This window comes from Pseudomonas sp. NFPP02, from assembly GCF_900119355.1.
GTDB classification, from domain to species: Bacteria; Pseudomonadota; Gammaproteobacteria; order Pseudomonadales; family Pseudomonadaceae; genus Aquipseudomonas; species Aquipseudomonas paracarnis.
In genome coordinates, this window is the sequence record NZ_FPJI01000002.1 from 291,040 (window position 1) to 311,261 (window position 20,222).

The 20,222-nt window shown below is 60.9% G+C and carries 16 protein-coding genes; 5 read left to right on the forward strand and 11 right to left on the reverse strand.

The annotated features are described in order from the left end of the window. Positions 1-52: 52 nt before the first annotated feature. Both BT204_RS04755 and BT204_RS04760 read left to right on the forward strand, forming a co-directional pair. The gene (locus BT204_RS04755; protein ID WP_034125563.1) at positions 53-475 is read left to right on the forward strand and encodes a phasin family protein; all 423 of its coding nucleotides are present in this window, start codon (positions 53-55) and stop codon (positions 473-475) included. Between the two features lie 12 nt (positions 476-487). Continuing rightward, complete coding sequence (locus tag BT204_RS04760) at positions 488-1,435, forward strand: phasin family protein (RefSeq protein ID WP_072445804.1); 948 nt, start codon at positions 488-490, stop codon at positions 1,433-1,435. 186 nt (positions 1,436-1,621) lie between these two features. On the opposite strand, the gene BT204_RS04765 is transcribed toward BT204_RS04760, so the two are convergent. The 10 genes from BT204_RS04765 to BT204_RS04810 all read right to left on the reverse strand — a co-directional run bounded on the left by BT204_RS04765 (position 1,622) and on the right by BT204_RS04810 (position 14,510). Beyond that, a complete protein-coding gene (locus BT204_RS04765; protein ID WP_054919462.1) occupies positions 1,622-2,242 on the reverse strand; it encodes a TetR/AcrR family transcriptional regulator in 621 nt (206 codons plus the stop codon). A gap of 28 nt (positions 2,243-2,270) precedes the next feature. Further along, entirely contained in the window at positions 2,271-3,953 is a 1,683-nt protein-coding gene (gene phaC, locus BT204_RS04770) for a class II poly(R)-hydroxyalkanoic acid synthase (RefSeq protein ID WP_072445806.1), read from the reverse strand. A gap of 90 nt (positions 3,954-4,043) precedes the next feature. After that, complete coding sequence (gene phaZ, locus BT204_RS04775) at positions 4,044-4,889, reverse strand: poly(3-hydroxyalkanoate) depolymerase (RefSeq protein WP_019820034.1); 846 nt, start codon at positions 4,887-4,889, stop codon at positions 4,044-4,046. Between the two features lie 165 nt (positions 4,890-5,054). Beyond that, entirely contained in the window at positions 5,055-6,734 is a 1,680-nt protein-coding gene (gene phaC, locus BT204_RS04780; protein WP_054896198.1) for a class II poly(R)-hydroxyalkanoic acid synthase, read from the reverse strand. A gap of 249 nt (positions 6,735-6,983) precedes the next feature. Beyond that, a complete protein-coding gene (locus tag BT204_RS04785) occupies positions 6,984-7,361 on the reverse strand; it encodes a gamma-butyrobetaine hydroxylase family protein (RefSeq protein WP_072445808.1) in 378 nt (125 codons plus the stop codon). A gap of 160 nt (positions 7,362-7,521) precedes the next feature. After that, entirely contained in the window at positions 7,522-8,859 is a 1,338-nt protein-coding gene (hslU, locus tag BT204_RS04790; protein ID WP_003171208.1) for an ATP-dependent protease ATPase subunit HslU, read from the reverse strand. Positions 8,860-8,896: 37 nt separating this feature from the next. After that, positions 8,897-9,427 carry an ATP-dependent protease subunit HslV gene (hslV, locus tag BT204_RS04795; RefSeq protein WP_003171209.1) on the reverse strand — a complete coding sequence of 177 codons (531 nt, stop codon included), beginning with the start codon at positions 9,425-9,427 and terminating at the stop codon, positions 8,897-8,899. Between the two features lie 219 nt (positions 9,428-9,646). Continuing rightward, positions 9,647-10,348 (reverse strand): SPOR domain-containing protein, encoded by a 702-nt coding sequence (locus BT204_RS04800; protein WP_003187899.1) that lies wholly within the window; start codon positions 10,346-10,348, stop codon positions 9,647-9,649. Position 10,349: 1 nt separating this feature from the next. After that, the gene (argS, locus tag BT204_RS04805; RefSeq protein ID WP_019817938.1) at positions 10,350-12,086 is read right to left on the reverse strand and encodes an arginine--tRNA ligase; all 1,737 of its coding nucleotides are present in this window, start codon (positions 12,084-12,086) and stop codon (positions 10,350-10,352) included. A gap of 204 nt (positions 12,087-12,290) precedes the next feature. After that, the gene (locus BT204_RS04810) at positions 12,291-14,510 is read right to left on the reverse strand and encodes a primosomal protein N' (RefSeq protein ID WP_054919453.1); all 2,220 of its coding nucleotides are present in this window, start codon (positions 14,508-14,510) and stop codon (positions 12,291-12,293) included. Positions 14,511-14,848: 338 nt separating this feature from the next. Here BT204_RS04810 and rpmE point away from each other — a divergent pair, with 338 nt between their 5' ends. The 3 genes from rpmE (at position 14,849) to BT204_RS04825 (ending at position 17,354) form a co-directional block, all read left to right on the forward strand. Continuing rightward, positions 14,849-15,082 (forward strand): 50S ribosomal protein L31, encoded by a 234-nt coding sequence (gene rpmE, locus BT204_RS04815; RefSeq protein WP_005784030.1) that lies wholly within the window; start codon positions 14,849-14,851, stop codon positions 15,080-15,082. 14 nt (positions 15,083-15,096) lie between these two features. Beyond that, positions 15,097-15,903 carry a thermonuclease family protein gene (locus BT204_RS04820; protein ID WP_072445809.1) on the forward strand — a complete coding sequence of 269 codons (807 nt, stop codon included), beginning with the start codon at positions 15,097-15,099 and terminating at the stop codon, positions 15,901-15,903. A gap of 182 nt (positions 15,904-16,085) precedes the next feature. Next, entirely contained in the window at positions 16,086-17,354 is a 1,269-nt protein-coding gene (locus tag BT204_RS04825; RefSeq protein WP_005784034.1) for a malic enzyme-like NAD(P)-binding protein, read from the forward strand. Positions 17,355-17,565: 211 nt separating this feature from the next. On the opposite strand, the gene BT204_RS04830 is transcribed toward BT204_RS04825, so the two are convergent. After that, positions 17,566-20,031, reverse strand: coding sequence for a penicillin-binding protein 1A (locus BT204_RS04830; RefSeq protein WP_054919448.1), 2,466 nt, complete (start codon positions 20,029-20,031; stop codon positions 17,566-17,568). Positions 20,032-20,222: the final 191 nt, after the last annotated feature.

Genomic DNA, 20,222 nt, shown 5'->3' on the forward strand with positions numbered 1-20,222 from the left:
AGCCCTCAACTCTTGCGGGCCGTCCGCCACCCAATTCTGTGTGAGGTGCACCATGGCCAAAGTTATTTTGAAGAAAAAAATCGACGTTCAGACCACCCCCCTGAGTGAGGTTAAAAGCTACGCCCGCAAGATCTGGCTGGCGGGTCTTGGCGCCTATGCCAAGGTCGGCAGCGAAGGCGGCGAGTACTTCAAGGAACTCGTTAGAAGCGGTCAACGTGTTGAAAGTAAAGGTAAAAAAGTTGTAGTTGAACAACTTGATGCCGCCAACAGTCAGATTGACCAAGTAAAGAGTAACGTCTCCGGCGTCAAAGGCCTGGTCGAAGTTCAACTGGATAAAGTTGAAAAAGCTTTTGATACTCGTGTCGGCAGTGCCTTGAATCGGATCGGCATTGCGTCTAAACATGACGTGGAGACACTCTCTGCTAAGCTCGAAGAGCTGACGGCATTGCTCGAACGTGTCGCGCGTAAACACTAAGGAGACATCGGGATGGCTGTTAAAAAGACTACTCAGAAAGAAGGCAGCTCGTGGGTCGGGAAAGTTGAAGAATATTCCCGCAAAATCTGGCTCGCTGGTTTAGGCGTGTACTCGAAGATCGACAGTGACGGCAGCAAACTCTTCGAGACCTTGGTCAAAGACGGCGAGAAGGCCGAGAAGTTGACCAAGAGCACGGTCGGTAAAAAAGTCGACGCTGCCAAGGCGAGTGCGGGTTCCGCCAAATCGAGTATTTCGGATACCTGGGGCAAGTTGGAAGAAACGTTCGACAAGCGCCTCAACAGTGCTATTTCGCGACTGGGCGTACCGAGCAAGGCTGAGTTGAAGGCGCTGCATAGCAAGGTTGATACCTTGACCAAGCAAATCGAAAAGCTCACCGGCGCCAAAGCGGCTCCCGCCAAGACCGCCGCGGCCAAGCCTGCAGCAAAACCGGCGGCCAAACCTGCGGCTAAAACCGCCGCTGCAAAACCCACCGCCAAAACTGCCGCCAAGCCTCTGGTTAAAGCCGCCGCCAAGCCAGCTGCCAAACCCGCTGCCAAAGCGCCGGCCAAAGCGCCGGCCAAAGCCGCGGCGAAACCTGCGGCCAAGCCAGCGGCTAAAACTGTTGCCGCCAAACCGGCTACCAAGCCTGCCGCTAAGCCAGTGGCCGCTAAAGCCGCCGCGAAACCTGCGGCTAAACCGGCTGCCAAACCTGCGGCTAAAACCGCTGCCGCTAAACCTGCTGCCAAGCCCGCCGCTGCGAAACCCGCTGCCAAGCCTGCAGCGGCCAAAAAGCCTGCGGTAGCGAAAAAACCGGCAGCCGCAAAGCCTGCCGCGGCGGCCAAGCCAGCCACTGCACCAGCACCGGCCGCTTCTACCGCCAATTCGGTGTCCGCGCCGACGCATGCGGCTGCTACCCCGACTGCAACGCCGGTTACCCCGACGCCATCCAGTCAGTCCTGATTTTTACGGGACACATAAAACGCCCGGTCTGCGAAGATTGGGCGTTTTTTATGCAAGCCTCAAAAACGCCGCATTCCCCATTTTGTAGGAGCGAGCTTGCTCGCGAAAAACTCAAAGACGCCGTGTTTATTCAGGAGGCACTCGTTATCGTTGACGTTTTTCGCGAGCAAGCTCGCTCCTACATGTTTAATCGGTGTCATCCAGGTACTTCAAGGCGAACCGCTCGGTCGCCTGCCGCGCCGTTGGCAGCAGATGCGGCGCCACCAGCATCATGATCTGGTACACCACCACCCGTACCTCACCTTCACGGTCCAGAATCCGTTGGTAATCCAACGAAAACAGCAATGTCAGGGTGATCTGCTCCACCAGTTGCCCCAACGCCTGGGTATCGCTAACCAGTTGCCCTGCCGCCTTCAGCCGCGCAAGCAATGACGCCAAGGTGCGCTTGAGCGCCGTGAGCAGGTGACGGATCCCCTTGGCCAGCTTGGGCAAGCGCCCCGCCAGGTTCGACAAGTCCTGGAACAGGAACCGATAGTGGGCCATGCGCTCGACAATCAGGTGCAAAAACAGCCAGTAGTCCTCAGCTTCCAGTTGCGCATCCGCAGGAGGGTCCAGCAGTGGCGCCAGCTCACACTGAAAGCGCTCGAACAGCCCCAGCACCAACGGCTCCTTGCCATGGAAGTGGTAGTAGAGGTTGCCGGGGCTGATCCCCATCTCATTGGCCACCTCCATGGTCGATACGTTCGGTTCGCCCTTGTGGTTGAACAACTGCAGGGCGCATTCAAGGATACGGTCGCGGGTCTTCATCCAGTCTTCTTAAAGTTGATTGCTGAGCTCAGCGCACGCGCACGTAAGTACCCGGCGCCGCTTCCATCGGTGGGTAATTCTGGTTGCCCAGGGCGGTGAGGGTTTCGCGTTGTACGCCGGAGCGTTTTTGTACCCACTCCAGCCATTGTGGCCACCAACTGCCTTCGACGTGCTGGGCGTCGTAATACCAGGCGCGCGGGTCGCTGCTCAGCTTGAGGTTCTCGACGTAGTTGGCCTTGGGGTTGCCCGGTGGGTTGAGGATGCTCTGGATATGCCCGCTGTTGGAGAGCACAAAGCGCCGCTCGCCACCCAGCAGTTGCGTGGAGCGGTACACCGCGTCCCACGGCGTGATGTGGTCATTGATGCCGGCCACGCTGAAGCTGTCCACCGAGACCTTGCGCAAGTCGATGGGCGTGCCGCATACCTCCAGGCCACCGGGATGGCTCAGGGGGTTGTGCTTGAAGAAGTCCAGCAGGTCGCCGTGCAGGGCGGCGGGCAGACGCGTGTTGTCATTGTTCCAGTACAGGATGTCGAACGCCGGCGGTTCCTTGCCCAGCAGGTAATTATTGATCCAGTAATTCCAGATCAGGTCGTTGGGGCGCATCCAGGCAAATATCTTGGCCATGTCGCGGCCATCCAGCACGCCTTGCTGGTAGGAGCGGCGCTTGGCGGCTTCCAGGGTTTGTTCATCAGCGAACAATGTTGTGGGGCTGTCGATCTGGCTGTCCAGCAGGCTTACCAGGTAACTGGCGCTGGAGATGCGCCGCAACTGGCGCTTGGCTTGCAGGTGGCCTTGCAGCGCGGCGATGGTCAGGCCGCCGGCGCAGGCGCCCATCAGGTTGACCTCGCGGGCGCCAGTGATGGCCCGGCATACGTTGAGCGCTTCTTCCAGCGCCGCGACGTAGGTGGACAGGCCCCATTCGCGATGCCGCACGTCCGGGTTGCGCCAGCTGACCATAAAGGTCTGCAGGCCGTTTTTCAGTGCGTATTGCACAAAGCTGTTGGCCGGGCTCAGGTCGAAGATGTAGTACTTGTTGATTTGCGGCGGCACTACCAGCAGCGGCTTGGCGTATTGTTTTTCGCTCATGGGCTTGTACTGGATCAGCTCCAGCAGTTCGTTGCGAAACACCACCGAACCGGGCGTGGTCGCCACGGTCTTGCCCACTTCAAAGGCGTGCTTGCTGACCTGGCGCGGCAAACCGTTGTTGTGCAGCAGGTCTTCGAACAAGTTGCTCACGCCGCGCACCACACTGTTGCCGCCGGAGTTGAGCAGCTCCTTGATCGCCAGCGGGTTGAGCAGGGTGTTGGAAGGGGAGACAGCATCGTTGAGCAGGGCGAAGGCGAACTGCGCGCGGGCGCGATCATCGTCACTGAGGGTGCTGTCGTCGATCCACTGCCGTGTCTGTTTTTGCCAGCTCAGATAGGCTTGCAAGCTGCGCCGGTATAGCGGGTTGAGCTTCCAGGTGGGGTCGCTGAAGCGATGGTCCCTGGGGTTGGGTTCGTGCACGGTCTCACCCAGCAGCACGCGGCCCAACTGGCCGCCCAGGGCCAGGGCGTGGCGGGCGGTGTGCACCGGGTTACGCAGGCCGTGCGCGGCGACGGTACGCAGGGTCGACAGCAAGTCCCGGCCGCGCAGGCCGGTGATCGCATTTTGCGCGTTGATGAACGCAGCGGGGGTGGGCGCCGGGTTCGTCACGGGTCTTTCTCGCATGAGCCAACACTCCTTCGTCAAGTCATCAAGCAGGCACGCCAATCCAGAACCATAGTCGGTTCCTGGCAAGTTGCGCGGTGGTGTGTTCCTTCACACCGCCGGTCGCGGATGTATCACGGCGCGCAGGCGCTCCTCCTCTAGAAACTTCATGATGATCGGCGCCACGGCTTCGGCCCGGGTGATCAGGAACAGGTGGCCGTCATCGATGATGTGCAACTGTGCATTGGGGATGCGCCAGGCGAGCATGCGCATGTTGACCAGCGGGATCAGCGGGTCATCGTCCCCGGCCAGCACCAGGGTGGGCTGGCGGATCTTGTGCAGCCAATGAATGCTGGTCCAGCCCAGCCCGGCAAACAGTTGCCAGTAGTAGCCCAGCTTGCCGGCCGAGCGCACTTTGCTGGCGTGCTCGGCGGCCAGTTTGGAATCACGGCGGAACGAACCGCCATAAATCATCGGTGCAATGCGCACCACGTGGGACGGCTGGATATAACGCCTGGGGCTTGCCATCAGCCACAAGACCTTCGGTTTGCCCGGCACCATGAAGGCCCCGGCCGCGGTGGCCGCGAGGATCAATTTCTTGCAGCGCTCGGGGTAGTCATACGCAAATTGCTGGGCCAGCGCTCCGCCCCAGGACACGCCCACGGCGTTCACTTGGCCATAGTCGAGGTAATCGAGCATACGCGCGGTGAGTTTGGCCAGACCGGGGAAGCGATAGGGTCGGTTCGGCGTCGAGGAGCCGCCCACGCCGGGCACGTCGAAGGCGATCACTTCCAGGTCCGGGTCCAGGGCCTGGACGAACGGAAACACCAGCTCAAGGTTGGCGCCGATGCCGTTGAAGATCAGCAGCGGGGTCAAGTGCGGCTTGCCCGGGCGTACCGCCGTGCGGATGGTCTGGCCATCCAGGTCGATGGTGCGGAAGATGAACGGTTGCGCCATGCTCAAGCCCTGTGAAGTGGTGCTATTGGTCTGTAGGAACTCGGTCAGTGTGGGAGCTGGCTTGCCTGCGATGGCATTCTTTCAGGCCGCGATTAGTGAGCAGGCCCATCGCTATCGCAGGCAAGCCAGCTCCCACATCTGATCTCATTTCAATCACAAGAATGCCTAGCGTTCATGTACATAGGTACCCGGCGCCGCTTCAGCGGCTGCATAGGTTTTATTGCCTAATGTCGTCGGGGCTTTTTTCAGTTTTCCCGCCCGCTCCGCCTGCCACACCTGCCAGTGCAGCCACCACGAATCGGTGTGCTTGGTCGCATTCTCCTGCCACTCCAACGCACTTCCGGCCAGGCCCTCACTGGTCTGGTAGCGTGCCTTGGGGTTGCCCGGCGGGTTGAGGATGCTCTGGATATGCCCACTGCTGGACAGCACAAACTCGACCTTGCCGCCGAACAACTGCGCTGATTTGTAGCAGGACTGCCACGGCGTGATGTGGTCGTTGGTGCCGGCCAGGGAATAGATATCGGCGGTGACCTGCTTGAGGTCGATGGGCGTGCCGCACACTTCCAGGGCGTTGGCGCGTACCAGTGGGTTGTTCTTGAACAGTTCGATCAGGTCGCCATGGAACGCGGCCGGCAAGCGTGTGGTGTCGTTGTTCCAGAACAGGATGTCGAACACCGGCGGCTCGTTGCCCAGCAGGTAGTTGTTGACCCAATAGTTCCAGATCAGATCGTTGGGGCGCATCCAGGCAAATACCTTGGCCATGTCGCGGCCTTCCAGCACGCCGGCCTGATAGGAGTGGCGCTTGGCCGCTTCCAGAGTCTGTTCATCCACAAACAGCGCCACCTGGGTGTCCAGGGTGGTATCCAGCACGCTCACTAGCAGCGTCAGGGCGTTGACCTTCTTCTCGCCCAGCGCCGCGTAGTGGCCCAACAGTGCGGTGCAGGTGATGCCGCCGGAGCAGGCACCGAGCATATTCACGTCTTTGCTGCCGGTAATTGCCGTGACCACATCGACCGCTTCCTTCAGCGCCTCGATATAGGTGGATAGCCCCCATTCGCGCTGGGCCTTGGTGGGGTTGCGCCAACTGACGATAAAGGTCTGCTGGCCATTACGCAGGCAGAAGCGTGCCAGGCTTTTATCCGGGCACAGGTCGAAGACGTAGAATTTGTTGATCTGCGGCGGTACCACCAGCAGCGGGCGTTCGTGTACCTGTTCGGTGATGGGCTTGTACTGGATCAGCTCCAGTACATCGTTGCGAAACACCACCGCGCCTTCGCTGGTGCCCAGGGTCTTGCCGACTTCAAAGGCGCCCATGTTGACCTGGCTGGGCATACCGCCGTTGTGCACCATGTCCTTGGCCAGGTGGGAAAGGCCGTCGAGCAGGCTTTTGCCGCCAGTTTCAAAGAAGCGTTTGACCGCCGCCGGGTTGGCCGCGCTGTTGGTGGGGGCCATGGCTTCGGTCATCAGGTTGATCACGAAGTGGCCGCGGCTGATGTCTTGTGCCGACAGATTGCTGTCGTCGATCCAGTCGTGAAGCTCCTTGCGCCACGCCAGGTAAGTCTGCAAATAACGTTTGTAGAGCGGGTTCTGGCTCCAGGCCGGGTCGTTGAAGCGACGGTCGTCGCCCTCGGGCACCAGCGCGGATTTGCCGAACATCACATTCTTCAATTCAACGCCAAAGTGGGCGACGTGCTTGACGCTGTGCAACGGTTGCTTGATGGCTTGGGTCAGCACCATCTTGGCCGAGGCCAATAAATCCTTTTTGCGTAACGCGATGATCGGGTTCAACCCCAGGGTGTTTTCCGAGGCCTGGCGTTTCAAGTCATCGTTATTCTTGTTACTCATCTACGACGCTCCATTGTCCGAAAGACGAGTACCGGCGATTGCTGCGCACCCAATTTCGATACACGACACCAGCCTGGTACTGCGACTCGGGTGACCGTTGATACCGCATCGTCAAATGCAGGGAACTTGCCAGCTCCATTGGTTACCCGAGTTTATTTTTTTTCGCAAGCGGGCCAATCGTTGACCACGCGACAGGGCATTCAAGCAGATGAAATTAGAAAATGCGCTCTAAACAGCAAGACCGTTGAGCTAGAGCATCAGCCGCACGACCGACTCACTCGGATCGCGGGTTTTTCCAGCAGCTTTGAGCTCGGCCAGGTAGTCGGCCCATAGAGCGTCCTGACGTAAGGCCAGCTGATAGAGATAGTCCCAGGTGAACAGTCCGCTGTCATGACCGTCGTCGAAGGTCAATTTCAGTGCGTACTGGCCGGCGGGTTCCAGCTTGATCAACCGGACGTTGAGCTTGCCGAATTGCAGGATGGGTTTGCCGTGGCCCTGGACCTCGGCAGAAGGGGAGTGCACCCGCAGGAATTCGGCGGGCAACTGGTAGGTTTCGTCTGGCCCGTAGGTCAGGCCGAGGGTGTTGGAGGTTTTGTGCAGGTTTACTGCGGTAGGAAATTTCGACATTGGAGATAACCCTGAAGGAACCGGCCCAAAATGTGGAAGGGACCAATGTGGGAGCCGGGCTTGCCCGCGATGCAGGCACCTCGGTGTTTCAGGAACACTGAAGTGATGCTATCGCAGGCAAGCCAGCTCCCACACAAGCCACTCCCACATTGAGTGAGGCTTACAGGATATAACGAGACAAGTCTTCGTTCTGCGCCAATTCGCCCAAGTGGCTGTTGACGTAGTCAGCATCGATCTTGATCGCTTCGCCATTCTGCGCACCGGCCATGTCGCCGGCGCTGAAAGACACTTCCTCAAGCAGGCGCTCAAGCAAGGTATGCAGGCGACGGGCACCGATGTTCTCGGTCTTCTCGTTGACCTGCCAGGCGATCTCCGCCAGGCGCTTGATACCGTCAGCCTGGAATTCGATACCCAGCCCTTCGGTTTTCAGCAGCTCGCGGTACTGCTCGGTGAGCGAGGCATGCGGTTCGCTGAGGATGCGCTCGAAGTCGCCCGGCGTCAGTGCCTTGAGCTCCACCCGAATCGGCAGGCGGCCTTGCAGCTCCGGCACCAGGTCGCTGGGCTTGCTCAGGTGGAAGGCACCGGAGGCGATAAACAGGATGTGGTCAGTTTTGACCATGCCCAGTTTGGTGTTAACCGTGCAGCCTTCGATCAGCGGCAACAGGTCGCGCTGTACACCCTCGCGGGACACATCGACGCCACCGGAGTTGCCGCGCTTGGCCACTTTGTCGATCTCATCGATAAACACGATGCCGTGCTGCTCGACCGCTTCCAGGGCCTTGGCCTTGAGTTCTTCCTCGTTGACCAGGCGCCCGGCTTCTTCGTCGCGCACCAGCTTCAGTGCTTCTTTCACCTTGAGCTTGCGGCTTTTCTTCTTGCCCTTGCCCATGTTGGCGAACAGGTTCTGCAACTGGCTGGTCATTTCTTCCATGCCAGGCGGGGCAGAGATATCCACGCCGGACACTTCGGCCACTTCGATCTCGATTTCCTTGTCATCCAGCTGGCCTTCACGCAGGCGCTTGCGGAACAGCTGACGGGTGTTGGAATCCGATGAAGGTGCGGCGTCTTCGTTGAAACCCATGCGTGCCGGTGGCAGCAGGGCGTCGAGGATGCGCTCTTCAGCGGCGTCTTCGGCGCGATGGCTGACCTTGGTCACTTCCTGTTCGCGCAGCATCTTCAGGGCGGCGTCAGCCAGGTCGCGAATGATCGACTCGACATCGCGGCCCACATAACCGACTTCGGTGAATTTGGTCGCTTCGACCTTGATGAACGGTGCATTGGCCAATTTGGCCAGGCGTCGGGCGATCTCGGTTTTGCCGACGCCGGTAGGGCCGATCATCAGGATGTTCTTGGGCGTTACTTCAACGCGCAGTTCTTCCGGCAGTTGCATCCGGCGCCAGCGGTTACGCAGCGCAATGGCAACGGCGCGCTTGGCATCGTCCTGGCCGATGATATGGCGGTTGAGTTCATGGACGATTTCGCGGGGAGTCATGGACATAGTGTTTGGCGGCCTCAAGCCTGAATAAGCACAGGGCTTATTCGGCGAGGTCCTGCTCCTCAATGGTCTGATTGTGGTTGGTGAACACGCAGATATCGCCAGCGATACCCAGGGCGGTCTCGACGATTTCACGGGCCGACAGGTCGGTTTTCTTCAGCAGCGCGCTGGCCGCAGCCTGGGCGTAGCCGCCACCTGAACCCATGGCGATCAGGCCATGCTCGGGTTCAACCACGTCGCCGTTGCCGGTGATGATCAGGGAAGCGTCTTTGTTCGCAACCGCGAGCATGGCCTCCAGGCGGCTGAGGGAGCGGTCGGTGCGCCATTCTTTGGCAAGTTCCACAGCGGCGCGCACCAGGTGGCCCTGGTGTTTCTCAAGCTGGCCTTCGAAACGCTCGAACAGGGTAAAGGCGTCGGCGGTTGCGCCTGCGAAGCCGGCAAGCACCTGGCCGTGGTACAGGCGGCGCACTTTCTTGGCGTTGCCTTTCATCACGGTGTTGCCCAGGGAAACCTGGCCGTCGCCGCCCATGACAACTTTGCCGTGGCGACGTACTGAAACGATGGTGGTCAAGGGGAGAGTCTCCACGCAGCGGGGCGAAAATGCCCTGATGGAAACTCATATGGGGGTGGCGAGGGGGATTTCAACCGTAGGAAGGCAGGGCAGACGAGTGGTGATCGTTCCCACGCTCCGCGTGGTAATGCCGCCTTGACGCTCTGCGCCTGCTCTGTGACGCAGAGCGTCAAGGGACACGTTCCCACGCGGAGCGTGGGAACGATCAGTGAGTATGAGTCAGCGGCTCTGGCGTTGTTGTAACAACAGGTTGCTAAACCCGGCGCCGGCCAATTGCTTTTGCGCCACGGTCAGCTGTTCGCGGTTGCTGAACGGCCCCACCAATACGCGATACCAGGTCGCGTCCTTCACCGTGCCGGACTCAACCGATACCGATTGGCCCAACAGAATGATCTGTGCGCGTACACGGTCCGCATCCGCCTGTTTCGGGAACGAGCCCGCTTGCAGGAAGAACTTGGTCACCGGCGCAGCCTTGGTGGCTGCCACTGGCGGTGCTGGCGGCGGCGTGATACCGGCCAGCGCGGCCTGGGCGCGCGCCGTGTCGATTTTTGCGGCTTCCGCTGGGGTTACCGGCGTGGTCGGCACTTGTGGCGTCGGCAGGGTTTTTTCCGGCACGGCGTCAGGCGGCACGATCACTTCCGATTCCGGCAGCAGCGTGTAGAAGTCGTACTTGGGCTTTACCGGTGCGGTCGGGCTCGGCGCGGTCTTGTTGGCTTCGGCGATTTTCGTGGCCTTTTGCTGCTCCTGTTTGACGCGCTTGACGTCATCGCCCTGGCCGGGCTCCAGCTTCATCAGAAACACGATAAATGCGCCGACCGTAAGGCCGATGGCCATCCACAGCCAACCCGGAATCGGTTGCTTCGCCGGGGCCTGGTAGCGGCTGGCGCCGCGCTTGGGTGCAGGTTTTTTCTTGGCAGCCAACTTACATACGCTCCAGAGTTTCCAGGCCCAAGAGCTCCAGGCCTTGCTTGAGGGTGCGTCCAGCCAAAGCGGCAAGGCGCAGGCGACTTTGTTTCTGGGCTTCGTCGTCGGCGGTCAGGATCGGGCAGTTCTCGTAGAAACTGGAGAACAGGCCGGCCACTTCGTACAAATAGGTGCACAGGATGTGCGGCGTGCCTTTTTCGCCAACGCTGTTGAGCACCTCGCCAAATTGCGCGAGCTTGGCCGCCAGTTCCTGTTCGTGGGCGGCGTCCAGCGCGATCTGGCCTTCAACTTCGCTGAAGTCCTTGCCCAGCTTGCGGAATACCCCGGCCACGCGAGTGTAGGCGTACAGCAGGTACGGCGCGGTGTTGCCTTCGAAGTTGAGCATCAGGTCGAAGTTGAAGCTGTAGTCGCTGGTGCGGTGCTTGGACAGATCGGCGTATTTCACCGCGCCAATGCCCACCACGCGGGCGATGTTGCGCAGGTCGGCCTCGGCCAGCTCCGGGTTCTTTTCCTTCACCAGGTTGTAGGCACGTTCCTGGGCTTCGGTCAGCAGGTCGATCAGCTTCACGGTGCCGCCGTCGCGGGTCTTGAAGGGGCGGCCATCGGCGCCGTTCATGGTGCCAAAGCCCATGTGTTCCATGTGCATCGGGTGGGTGACGAAACCGGCGCGACGCGCCACTTCGAACACCTGCTGGAAGTGCAGGGCCTGGCGCTGGTCGACGAAGTACAGTGCACGGTCAGCCTTGAGCACGCCACTGCGGTAACGCACGGCGGCCAGGTCGGTGGTGGCGTAGAGGTAGCCGCCATCGGCCTTGACGATGATCACCGGCAGCGGCTCGCCGTCGGCGGTCTTGAATTCTTCGAGGAACACGCACTGGGCGCCGTTGCTTTCGACCAGCAGGCCCTTGGCCTTGAGGTCGTTGACCACGTTGATCAGGTCGTCGTTGTAGGCGCTTTCGCCCATCACGTCGGCCATGGTCAGTTTCACGTTGAGCAGCTCGTAGATTTCCTGGCAATGGGACAGGGAAATTTCACGGAAGCGGTTCCACAGCGCCAGGCACTCTTCGTCGCCGGCTTGCAGCTTGACCACCAGGCCACGGGCGCGGTCGGCGAACTCTTCAGACTCGTCAAACCGCTTTTTGGCGGCACGGTAGAAGTTTTCCAGGTCGGCCAGCTCGTTGCTGGTGATCGGGTTTTCCTGCAGGTAGGCCATCAGCATGCCGAACTGGGTACCCCAGTCGCCCACGTGGTTCTGGCGGATCACGGTGTCGCCGAGGAATTCCAGCACCCGTGCCACGCCGTCGCCAATGATGGTGGAGCGCAGGTGGCCCACGTGCATTTCCTTGGCCAGGTTCGGTGCCGACAGGTCGATGACCACGCGCTGGCTGTCGCCGGCCTTGCGTGCACCGATGCGCGCATCGGCCAGGGCGGCATCCAGGCGCGACGCCAGGGCCTGGGTGTTCTGGAAGAAGTTGATAAAGCCTGGGCCGGCGATTTCGGCCTTGGTGACACTGGCGTCAGCCGGCAGGGCTGCGATGATTTTTTCTGCCAGGTCGCGCGGTTTCATGCCGGCCGGCTTGGACAGCATCATCGCGATGTTGCTGGCGAAGTCGCCATGGGTCTTGTCGCGGGTGTTCTCCACCTGGATCGCCGGCGACAGGCCTTCAGGCAACACACCTTCGTTGACGAGTTGGGTGAGGGCTTGTTGGATCAGCTGGCGAATGGTGTCTTTCATGGTGTTCTCTTTCGACCGCAAGCGGCGGCGCGCGATGCGCAGGTGGAAAAACTGGACATTATCCGTGGCGAGGGCGGGCTTGCCAACCGTTCAGACTATATGGCGGACCTGCGGGCCTCTTCGCGGGCAAGCCCGCTCCCACATTTAAGGGTATTCACATTTCATAATGTGCGAGCTGGCTTGCCTGCGATGACGTAATTACCCTCAATACAAATCTACCGGGTCTACATCCAACGACCATCGCACCTGCCGACCGCTGGGCAGTTGCTCCAGCTCAAGCATCCAGCGACTTAATAGCCGATGCAGCGGGGCGCGGGAGGTTGCCTGCAAGAGTAGCTGAGCGCGATAACGTCCGGCGCGCCGCTCCATGGGCGCTGGCACCGGGCCGAGTAGTTCGATGCCACTGAGGGCCAGTTCGCCCAATAAACGTTCGGCGGCGCTGCAGGCCTCATCAAGAAAGCCTTCGGCCTGCCCGGGTTTGTGGGCTTCGGCACGCAGCAGCGCCAGGTGCGCAAAGGGCGGGAGGCCGGCGGCGCGGCGTTCGCTCAAGGCCTGTTCGGCGAAGGCAAAGTAGCCTTGTTCCGTCAGTTGAATCAGCAGCGGGTGGTCGGCCAGGTGCGTCTGGATAATCACCCTGCCTGGCTCTTCGGCCCGACCGGCGCGTCCTGCCACCTGCACGATCAACTGCGCCATGCGTTCGCTGGCGCGAAAATCCCCGGAGAACAGCCCGCCATCGGCATCCAGGATCGACACCAGGGTCACCCGTGGGAAGTGATGCCCCTTGGCAAGCATCTGCGTGCCCACCAGGATGCACGGTTGGCCTTTGTGGATGGTGGCGAACAGTTGGTTCATGGCGTCTTTGCGCGACGTGCTGTCGCGGTCCACCCGTAGCACCGGGTAGTCCGGGAACAGAATGCCGAGGCGTTCTTCAGCGCGCTCGGTGCCGGCGCCCACGGGCCGCAGGTCCACCTTGCCGCACTGCGGGCAATGGCGCGGTACCCGTTCCACATGGCCGCAGTGATGGCAGCGTAACTCGCCGTGGCGCTGATGCACCGTCATGCGCGCATCGCAGCGCTCGCACCCGGACATCCAGCCGCAGTCATGGCACAGCAACGTCGGGGCAAAGCCGCGGCGGTTGAGAAATACCAATACTTGCTGGCCGGCGGCCAGGGTCTGGCCAATGGCCTGTTGCATCGGGCCGGAAATACCGCTGTCCAGCGGGCGGCTTTTCACGTCCAGGCGCAGGAAGCGCGGTTGTTTGGCGCCGCCAGCACGCTCGTTCAGGCGCAGCAGCCCGTAACGGCCGGTGTAGGCGTTGTGCAGGCTTTCCAAGGAAGGCGTGGCCGAGCCCAGCACAATCGGGATGTCTTCCTGGCGGGCGCGTACCAGCGCGAGGTCGCGGGCGTGGTAGCGCAAACCTTCCTGCTGTTTATAGGAGCCATCGTGCTCCTCGTCGACGATGATCAGCCCGGGGTTTTTCATCGGCGTGAACAGTGCTGAGCGCGTGCCGATAATAATGTCGGCCTCGCCATCCCGCGCCGCGAGCCACGACTCCAGGCGTTCACGGTCATTTACTGCCGAGTGCACCAAGGCGATCCGGGCATTGAAGCGTTGCTCGAAACGCGCCACGGTCTGCGGGCCCAGGTTGATCTCGGGGATCAGCACCAGTGCCTGCTTGCCCGCCTGCAGGGTTTCGCGGATCAGCTGCAAATAGACTTCGGTCTTGCCGCTGCCGGTGACGCCGGCCAGCAGGAATGCATGGAAACTGTCGAAACCGGCGCGAATCGCCTCATACGCGGCGCGTTGCTCGGGGTTCAGCGGCAACTCCGGCTGGGCCAGCCAGTGTTCGTGGCGCGGGTCCGGAGCGTGTTTGCGGATTTCCACCTGCACCAGGCCCTTGGCCAGCAACAGGTCGAGGCTGTCTTTGCTCAGCATCAGTTTGCTTAATAGCTGATGGGCCACGCCGTGGGGGTGCTGCGCCAAGGTGGCCAGGGCCTCACGCTGGCGCGGGGCGCGGGCGATGCGCGGGTCGTCGAGGCGTGCGCCCGGCACCATCGACCAGAAACGCTCCTGGCGCGCTTCGGCCAGTTCGCCCTGGCGCAGCAGCACCGGCAGCGCCCAGCTCAAGGTATCGCCCAGGCTGTGTTGGTAATACTGCGCGGTCCACAGGCACAGCTTGAACAGCGCGGGCGGCAGCGGTGGTGTGGCGTCGAGCAGGGCAATTGCCCGCTTGAGCTTTTCGGCAGGCACTTCGCTGTGGTCGGTGACTTCCACCAGAATGCCGATCATTTCCCGGCGTCCGAACGGCACGCGCACGCGCATGCCCGGTTGCAACTGCGCACGCGACACGCCGGGCGGGGCCCGGTAATCGAACAGGCGGCGCAGGGGCGAGGGCAGGGCTAGGCGCAAAATGGCGTCGGGCACGCGAGGATTCTCATCAATAAAGGCAAGCGGTGGCGCAGGGGCGCGAGCCTAGCAGACCGGGGGTGTCCCGTCTTCAGTACTGGAATCGGATCTTGCGGGAGCTGGCTTGCCTGCGAAAGCGCTAGTGCAGTAACAGATGCAGTGACTGACACACCGCCTTCGCGGGCAAGCCCGGCTCCCACATTGACGGCGGTGTGTGAGGAATATCTGATGAAAGGAAGTTTTCGACCACTACCGCCGCTTGCGTGATTAAAAAGGTCTGGTAGAATCCGCGGCCTAATTACGTGCGGTATTCGACAATAGTGTCGAGTGGCGGCACGCTAGCCCGAGGAAGTGCCATGAAAGCCGATATCCATCCAGCGTACGAAACCATCGAAGTCACCTGCAGCTGCGGCAACAAGTTCGAAACTCGTTCGAACCTGTGCAAGCCACTGGGTACTGACGTATGCAACGAGTGCCACCCGTTCTACACCGGTAAGCAGAAAACTCTGGACACCGGCGGCCGCGTACAGCGCTTCGCAGATCGCTTTGGTGCTTTCGGCAAGAAGCCTGCTGCTACTCCAGCAGAGTAAGGTTCAAGAGCCTTATGGGCTTTTACCTGCTGTTGAAAAAGGCGTCCCTTGTGGGCGCCTTTTTTGTGCCTGGGATTTGGCTGGCGACCGCTCAGGCCAACCCCTTCTGCCCCGCCCCGGCGGCCGTCGTGCGTGTGGAGGTACAGCGTGTGGTGGATGGCGACACGGTACGCCTCAAGGACGGTCGCAGCGTGCGCATGATCGGCCTCAACGCGCCGGAAACCAGCAAGAAGGGTCGCCCTGACGAGCCATTCGCTGTCGCCGCCCGCCAGCGCCTGCAGGCGTTGGTCAAGGCCAGCGATGGGCGTGTCGGCCTGGTGCCGGGGCGCGAACCCAAAGACCATTACGGGCGCACCCTGGCTCACCTCTACGGCGCCAATGGCGAGAATCTGGAGGCGCAACTGCTGGCCGAGGGCCTGGGGTACCAAGTGGGCGTGGCGCCGAATGTGGACCTGGTTGCCTGCCAGCAGGCGGCCGAAAACAGCGCCCGCCAGGCACGGCTTGGCCTGTGGCGCCAATCGCCGGTGCACAGCGTGGCGAATCTCAAGCGCTCCGGGTTTGCGCTGGTGGCCGGTCGGGTCAGCAAGATCGAGCGTAATCGCGGTGGAATCTGGATTGAGCTGCAGGGCTCACTGGTATTGCGTATTGCGCCCGAGCTGATCAGCCAGTTCGATACGGCCATGCTCGATGGTCTGCAAGGCCGCACCATTGAGGCGCGCGGTTGGGTGCAGGATCGAGCCCGCCGTGGCGGCCTGAAAAAAGGCCAAGCGCGCTGGCTGTTGCCGATAACCGACCCCGGCATGCTGAAATCGGCGCTTTGAATAAAAAATTGTAGACATTTTTTATTTCGATTGTGAACAGTTGAGCCCTTGTATCCCGTGGCTCTTGGCCAAAAGTCGTAGCGCAGGGCCCTTGACACCTGTGACTGCCCAGTCTTGTAGGGACTTTACGACACGCGTATCCTCGGCGGTCCGTCGACCAACAGTAAAAGCGGAATGCCGATATGTCTGATTTGAAAACTGCCGCTCTCGAATACCATGCCCATCCTCGTCCAGGAAAGCTGAGTGTAGAGCTCACCAAAGCCACTGCCACTGCCCGCGACCTGTCGCTGGCCTACAGCCCTGGTGTTGCCGAACCCGTACGTGAAATCGCCCGTGACCCAGAGCTGGCGTACAAGTACACCGGCAAAGGCAACCTGGTTGCAGTGATTTCCGATGGCACCGCGATTCTGGGCCTGGGTAACCTCGGCCCATTGGCTTCCAAGCCAGTCATGGAAGGTAAGGGCGTGCTGTTCAAGCGCTTTGCCGGCATCGACGTTTTCGACATCGAAGTCGATTCCGAAAGCCCGCAGGCGTTCATCGACACCGTCAAGCGCATTTCCATCACGTTCGGTGGCATCAACCTGGAAGACATCAAGGCACCTGAGTGCTTCGAGATCGAAAAGGCCCTGATCGAGCAGTGCGACATTCCGGTATTCCACGATGACCAACACGGCACCGCGATCGTTACCGCAGCCGGCATGATCAACGCCCTGGAAATTGCTGGCAAAACCCTGGGCGAGGCGAAAATCGTCTGCCTGGGCGCCGGTGCCGCGGCCATTTCCTGCATGAAGCTGATCATCAGCATGGGCGCCAAGCTGGAAAACATCTACATGGTCGACAGCAAGGGCGTGATTCAGTCCGAGCGCACCGACCTGAACCAGTACAAGGCGATGTTTGCCCATCCGTCCTCCAAGCGCACCCTGGCTGACGCCCTCGACGGTGCCGACGTGTTCGTTGGCCTGTCCGGCCCGAACCTGCTGAGCGCTGAAGGCCTCAAATCCATGGCGCCGAACCCTATCGTGTTCGCCTGCTCCAACCCGGATCCGGAAATCTCTCCAGAACTGGCCCACGCCACTCGCAGCGACGTGATCATGGCCACCGGCCGTTCGGACTACCCGAACCAGGTCAACAACGTATTGGGCTTCCCGTTCATCTTCCGTGGTGCCCTGGACGTTCGCGCCAAGCGCATCAACGAAGAAATGAAAGTGGCCGCTGCCAACGCCCTGCGTGAACTGGCCAAGCTGCCGGTACCTCAGGATGTGTGTGACGCCTACGGTGGCGCCAAGCTGGAATTCGGTCGTGAGTACATCATTCCGAAACCAATGGACAAGCGCCTGATCACCCTGATCTCCGATGCCGTGGCCAAGGCCGCTATCGAGACTGGTGTGGCTACCCTGCCGTATCCAAAGAACTACCCGCTGCAAAGCGTGGATGATGTGTTCAACGGCTAAGCCGTTGTAGACACACCCGCAAAAAAAGCCCCGACTGAGTGATCAGTCGGGGCTTTTTTGTGGCTGATGTCCCGTGGATGATCTTCCCACGCTCTGCGTGGGAATGCCCACCTGGACGCTCCGCGTCTGCTTTTAAGGTCGTGACGCAGAGCGTCACAGGATGCATTCCCACGCGGAGCGTGGGAACGATCGGCCGATCAGCGTGATCAGGTCAGAACAAATCGATCGGCGCGCCTTCATCCGCCGGCAGCGGGCTGCCCGGCACTGCGCCGTTGCCCAGTTCGTTGACCGATGGCGGTGTGTCTTCGCTCTTGAACAGCTCGAAGTACGCATTCGGCGTGCTCGGTGAAGCTGCGCGGCCACTGATCGGGTCGATGCGCAGGCTGAGGATGCCTTCTGGCTCTGGCTGGGTGTGCAGCGGCTTGTCCTTGAGCGCTGCGCCCATGTAGCTCATCCAGATCGGCAGGGCGACGGTGCCACCAAACTCGCGGCGGCCCAGGCTTTCAGGCTGGTCATAGCCGGTCCACACGGTGGTCACGTAGTCGCCGTTGTAGCCGGAGAACCACGCGTCCTTGGACTCGTTGGTGGTACCGGTCTTGCCAGCGATATCCGCACGGCCCAGGGCCAGTGCGCGGCGGCCGGTGCCCTTCTTGATCACGTCTTGCAGGATGCTGTTGAGGATGTAGGTAGTGCGGCCGTCCACGATGCGCTCGGCAACCGCTGGCGCTTGCGGTTCGGCCGGTGCGCCGGCGTTTGCGGCCGACGGTGTGCCTGGCGTCGCCTCGATGGTGATACCGCCGTTGCTCGGTACCGCAAGCCCGTCGGTCGCGGCCACACCATTGACCACGTCGCCGGGTACCCGTGGCGGGTTGGCGGTGAACAGGGTGTCGCCATTGCGGCTTTCGATCTTGTCGATCAGGTACGGCGCGATCTTGTAGCCGCCGTTGGCAAAGGTGCTCCAGCCGGTGGCGATTTCCATCGGCGTGAGGGTCGCGGTACCCAGGGCCAGGGACAGGTTTGGCGGCAGGTCCGACTTGGCGAAGCCAAAGCGCGTCATGTAGTCGATGGTCTTGCCTACGCCCATCGCCTGCAACAGGCGGATCGACACCAGGTTGCGTGACTTGTACAGCGCCTCGCGGATACGGATCGGGCCGAGGAACGTGTTGGTGTCATTCTTCGGACGCCAGACCTTGTCCAGATATTCATCGACAAACACGATTGGCGCGTCGTTGACCAGGCTGGCGGCGGTGTAGCCGTTGTCCAGCGCGGCACTGTAGACAAACGGCTTGAAACTGGAGCCCGGCTGGCGCTTGGCCTGGGTAGCGCGGTTGTAGTTGCTCTGCTCGAAGGCAAAGCCGCCGACCAGTGCGCGGATCGCACCGTTCTGCGGGTCCAGGGAAACCAGGGCGCCCTGGGCGAGCGGCACCTGGCTGAATTTGAGGCTGTCATCCTTTTGGCGTTGCACGCGGATCAAATCACCCACCTGGGCCACGTCGGATGGCTGCTTGGGCATCGGGCCCATGCTGTTGGTGTTCAGGAACGGGCGTGCCCACTTCATGCTGTCCCAGGCTACATGAGCTTCGCCAGAGCGGGTCAGCACTTGGATGCCGTCCTTGGTTACTTGGGTGACGATGGCCGGGTCCAGGCCGCTGATCGAACGCTGTTTGCCCAATTCGGTGGTCCAGGCACTCAGGGTCTTGCCCGGCAGGCGCGACTCGGGGCCACGGTAGCCGTGACGCTGGTCATAAGTGATCAGGCCTTCATGTACCGAATGGTTGGCGATTTCCTGCAAGTTGCTCGGCACCGTCGTGGTGACGCGGAAACCTTCGGTGTAGGCCTCGCTGCCATAACGGCCAACCATCTCGGCGCGGGCCATTTCGGCGATATAGGGTGCATTCACTTCTGGCGTCGGCACGTGATAGCTGGCGTTCAGCGGCTCGGCTACGGCACTTTCATAAGCGGCCTGGTCGATCTTGCCCAGTTTGTACATGCGGCCCAGGATCCAGTCACGGCGTTCTTTACTGCGCGCCGGGTTGGCCAGCGGGTTGAAGCGCGACGGTGCCTTGGGCAGGCCGGCGATCATCGCCATTTGCGCCAGGCTGGCGTCACGAATCGACTTGCCATAGTAGACCTGGGACGCGGCCTCGATGCCGTAAGCGCGGTTGCCCAAGTAGATCTTGTTGACGTACAGCTCGAGGATTTCATCCTTGGTCAACTGGCGTTCGATCTGCAGCGCCAGCAGGATTTCGGTGGCCTTGCGGGAAAAGCTGCGTTCGCTGGTGAGGAAGAAGTTCTTCGCCACCTGCATGGTGATGGTGCTGCCACCCGATTGAATGTGTCCACTTTTTACCAATTGCGTGGCTGCACGCACCAGGCTGCTGGGGTCTACGCCGTAGTGGTTGGCGAAATTATCGTCTTCGGCAGACAACAAAGCGCTGATGAAATTGGGTGGAATGTCGGCGAAACGGATCGGTGTGCGGCGCATTTCGCCGAACTCCGCGATCAGTTTTTCATCGCTGCTGTAGACCCGCAAAGGAATCTGCAACTGGATACTTCTGAGGGCCTCTACGGAGGGCAAACCCGGACTAAGGTAGAGGTAGGCCCCGCTGAGTACGAGCAGCAGCCCGCAAACGATGGCGACAATGGAGTACCCGAAAAACTTCAGCAGACGAATCAAGGCTTTTGGATTTCCAGAGAAAAGAATGAGTTACGCGTCGGGGATGCATGGCAAACGATGGATCGACCCGGGCAGCAGATAAAAAGCGGGAAAAAACGCTGGGCATTAAAGCATTTTTCAGCTTGGGGCGTCATTCGCGAGCCTTGAACAAGCCGACCGAATGCAAGGTGCCTGGCAGCAATCAGGCGAGA

Bases quoted from the DNA above. Each gene is read 5' to 3' on its own strand.
- BT204_RS04755 (WP_034125563.1), top strand. From the start codon at position 53: ATGGCCAAAGTTATTTTGAAGAAAAAAATCGACGTTCAGACCACCCCC.
- BT204_RS04760 (WP_072445804.1), top strand. From the start codon at position 488: ATGGCTGTTAAAAAGACTACTCAGAAAGAAGGCAGCTCGTGGGTCGGG.
- BT204_RS04765 (WP_054919462.1), bottom strand. From the start codon at position 2,242: ATGAAGACCCGCGACCGTATCCTTGAATGCGCCCTGCAGTTGTTCAAC.
- phaC (WP_072445806.1), bottom strand. From the start codon at position 3,953: ATGCGAGAAAGACCCGTGACGAACCCGGCGCCCACCCCCGCTGCGTTC.
- phaZ (WP_019820034.1), bottom strand. From the start codon at position 4,889: ATGGCGCAACCGTTCATCTTCCGCACCATCGACCTGGATGGCCAGACC.
- phaC (WP_054896198.1), bottom strand. From the start codon at position 6,734: ATGAGTAACAAGAATAACGATGACTTGAAACGCCAGGCCTCGGAAAAC.
- BT204_RS04785 (WP_072445808.1), bottom strand. From the start codon at position 7,361: ATGTCGAAATTTCCTACCGCAGTAAACCTGCACAAAACCTCCAACACC.
- hslU (WP_003171208.1), bottom strand. From the start codon at position 8,859: ATGTCCATGACTCCCCGCGAAATCGTCCATGAACTCAACCGCCATATC.
- argS (WP_019817938.1), bottom strand. From the start codon at position 12,086: ATGAAAGACACCATTCGCCAGCTGATCCAACAAGCCCTCACCCAACTC.
- rpmE (WP_005784030.1), top strand. From the start codon at position 14,849: ATGAAAGCCGATATCCATCCAGCGTACGAAACCATCGAAGTCACCTGC.
- BT204_RS04820 (WP_072445809.1), top strand. From the start codon at position 15,097: ATGGGCTTTTACCTGCTGTTGAAAAAGGCGTCCCTTGTGGGCGCCTTT.
- BT204_RS04825 (WP_005784034.1), top strand. From the start codon at position 16,086: ATGTCTGATTTGAAAACTGCCGCTCTCGAATACCATGCCCATCCTCGT.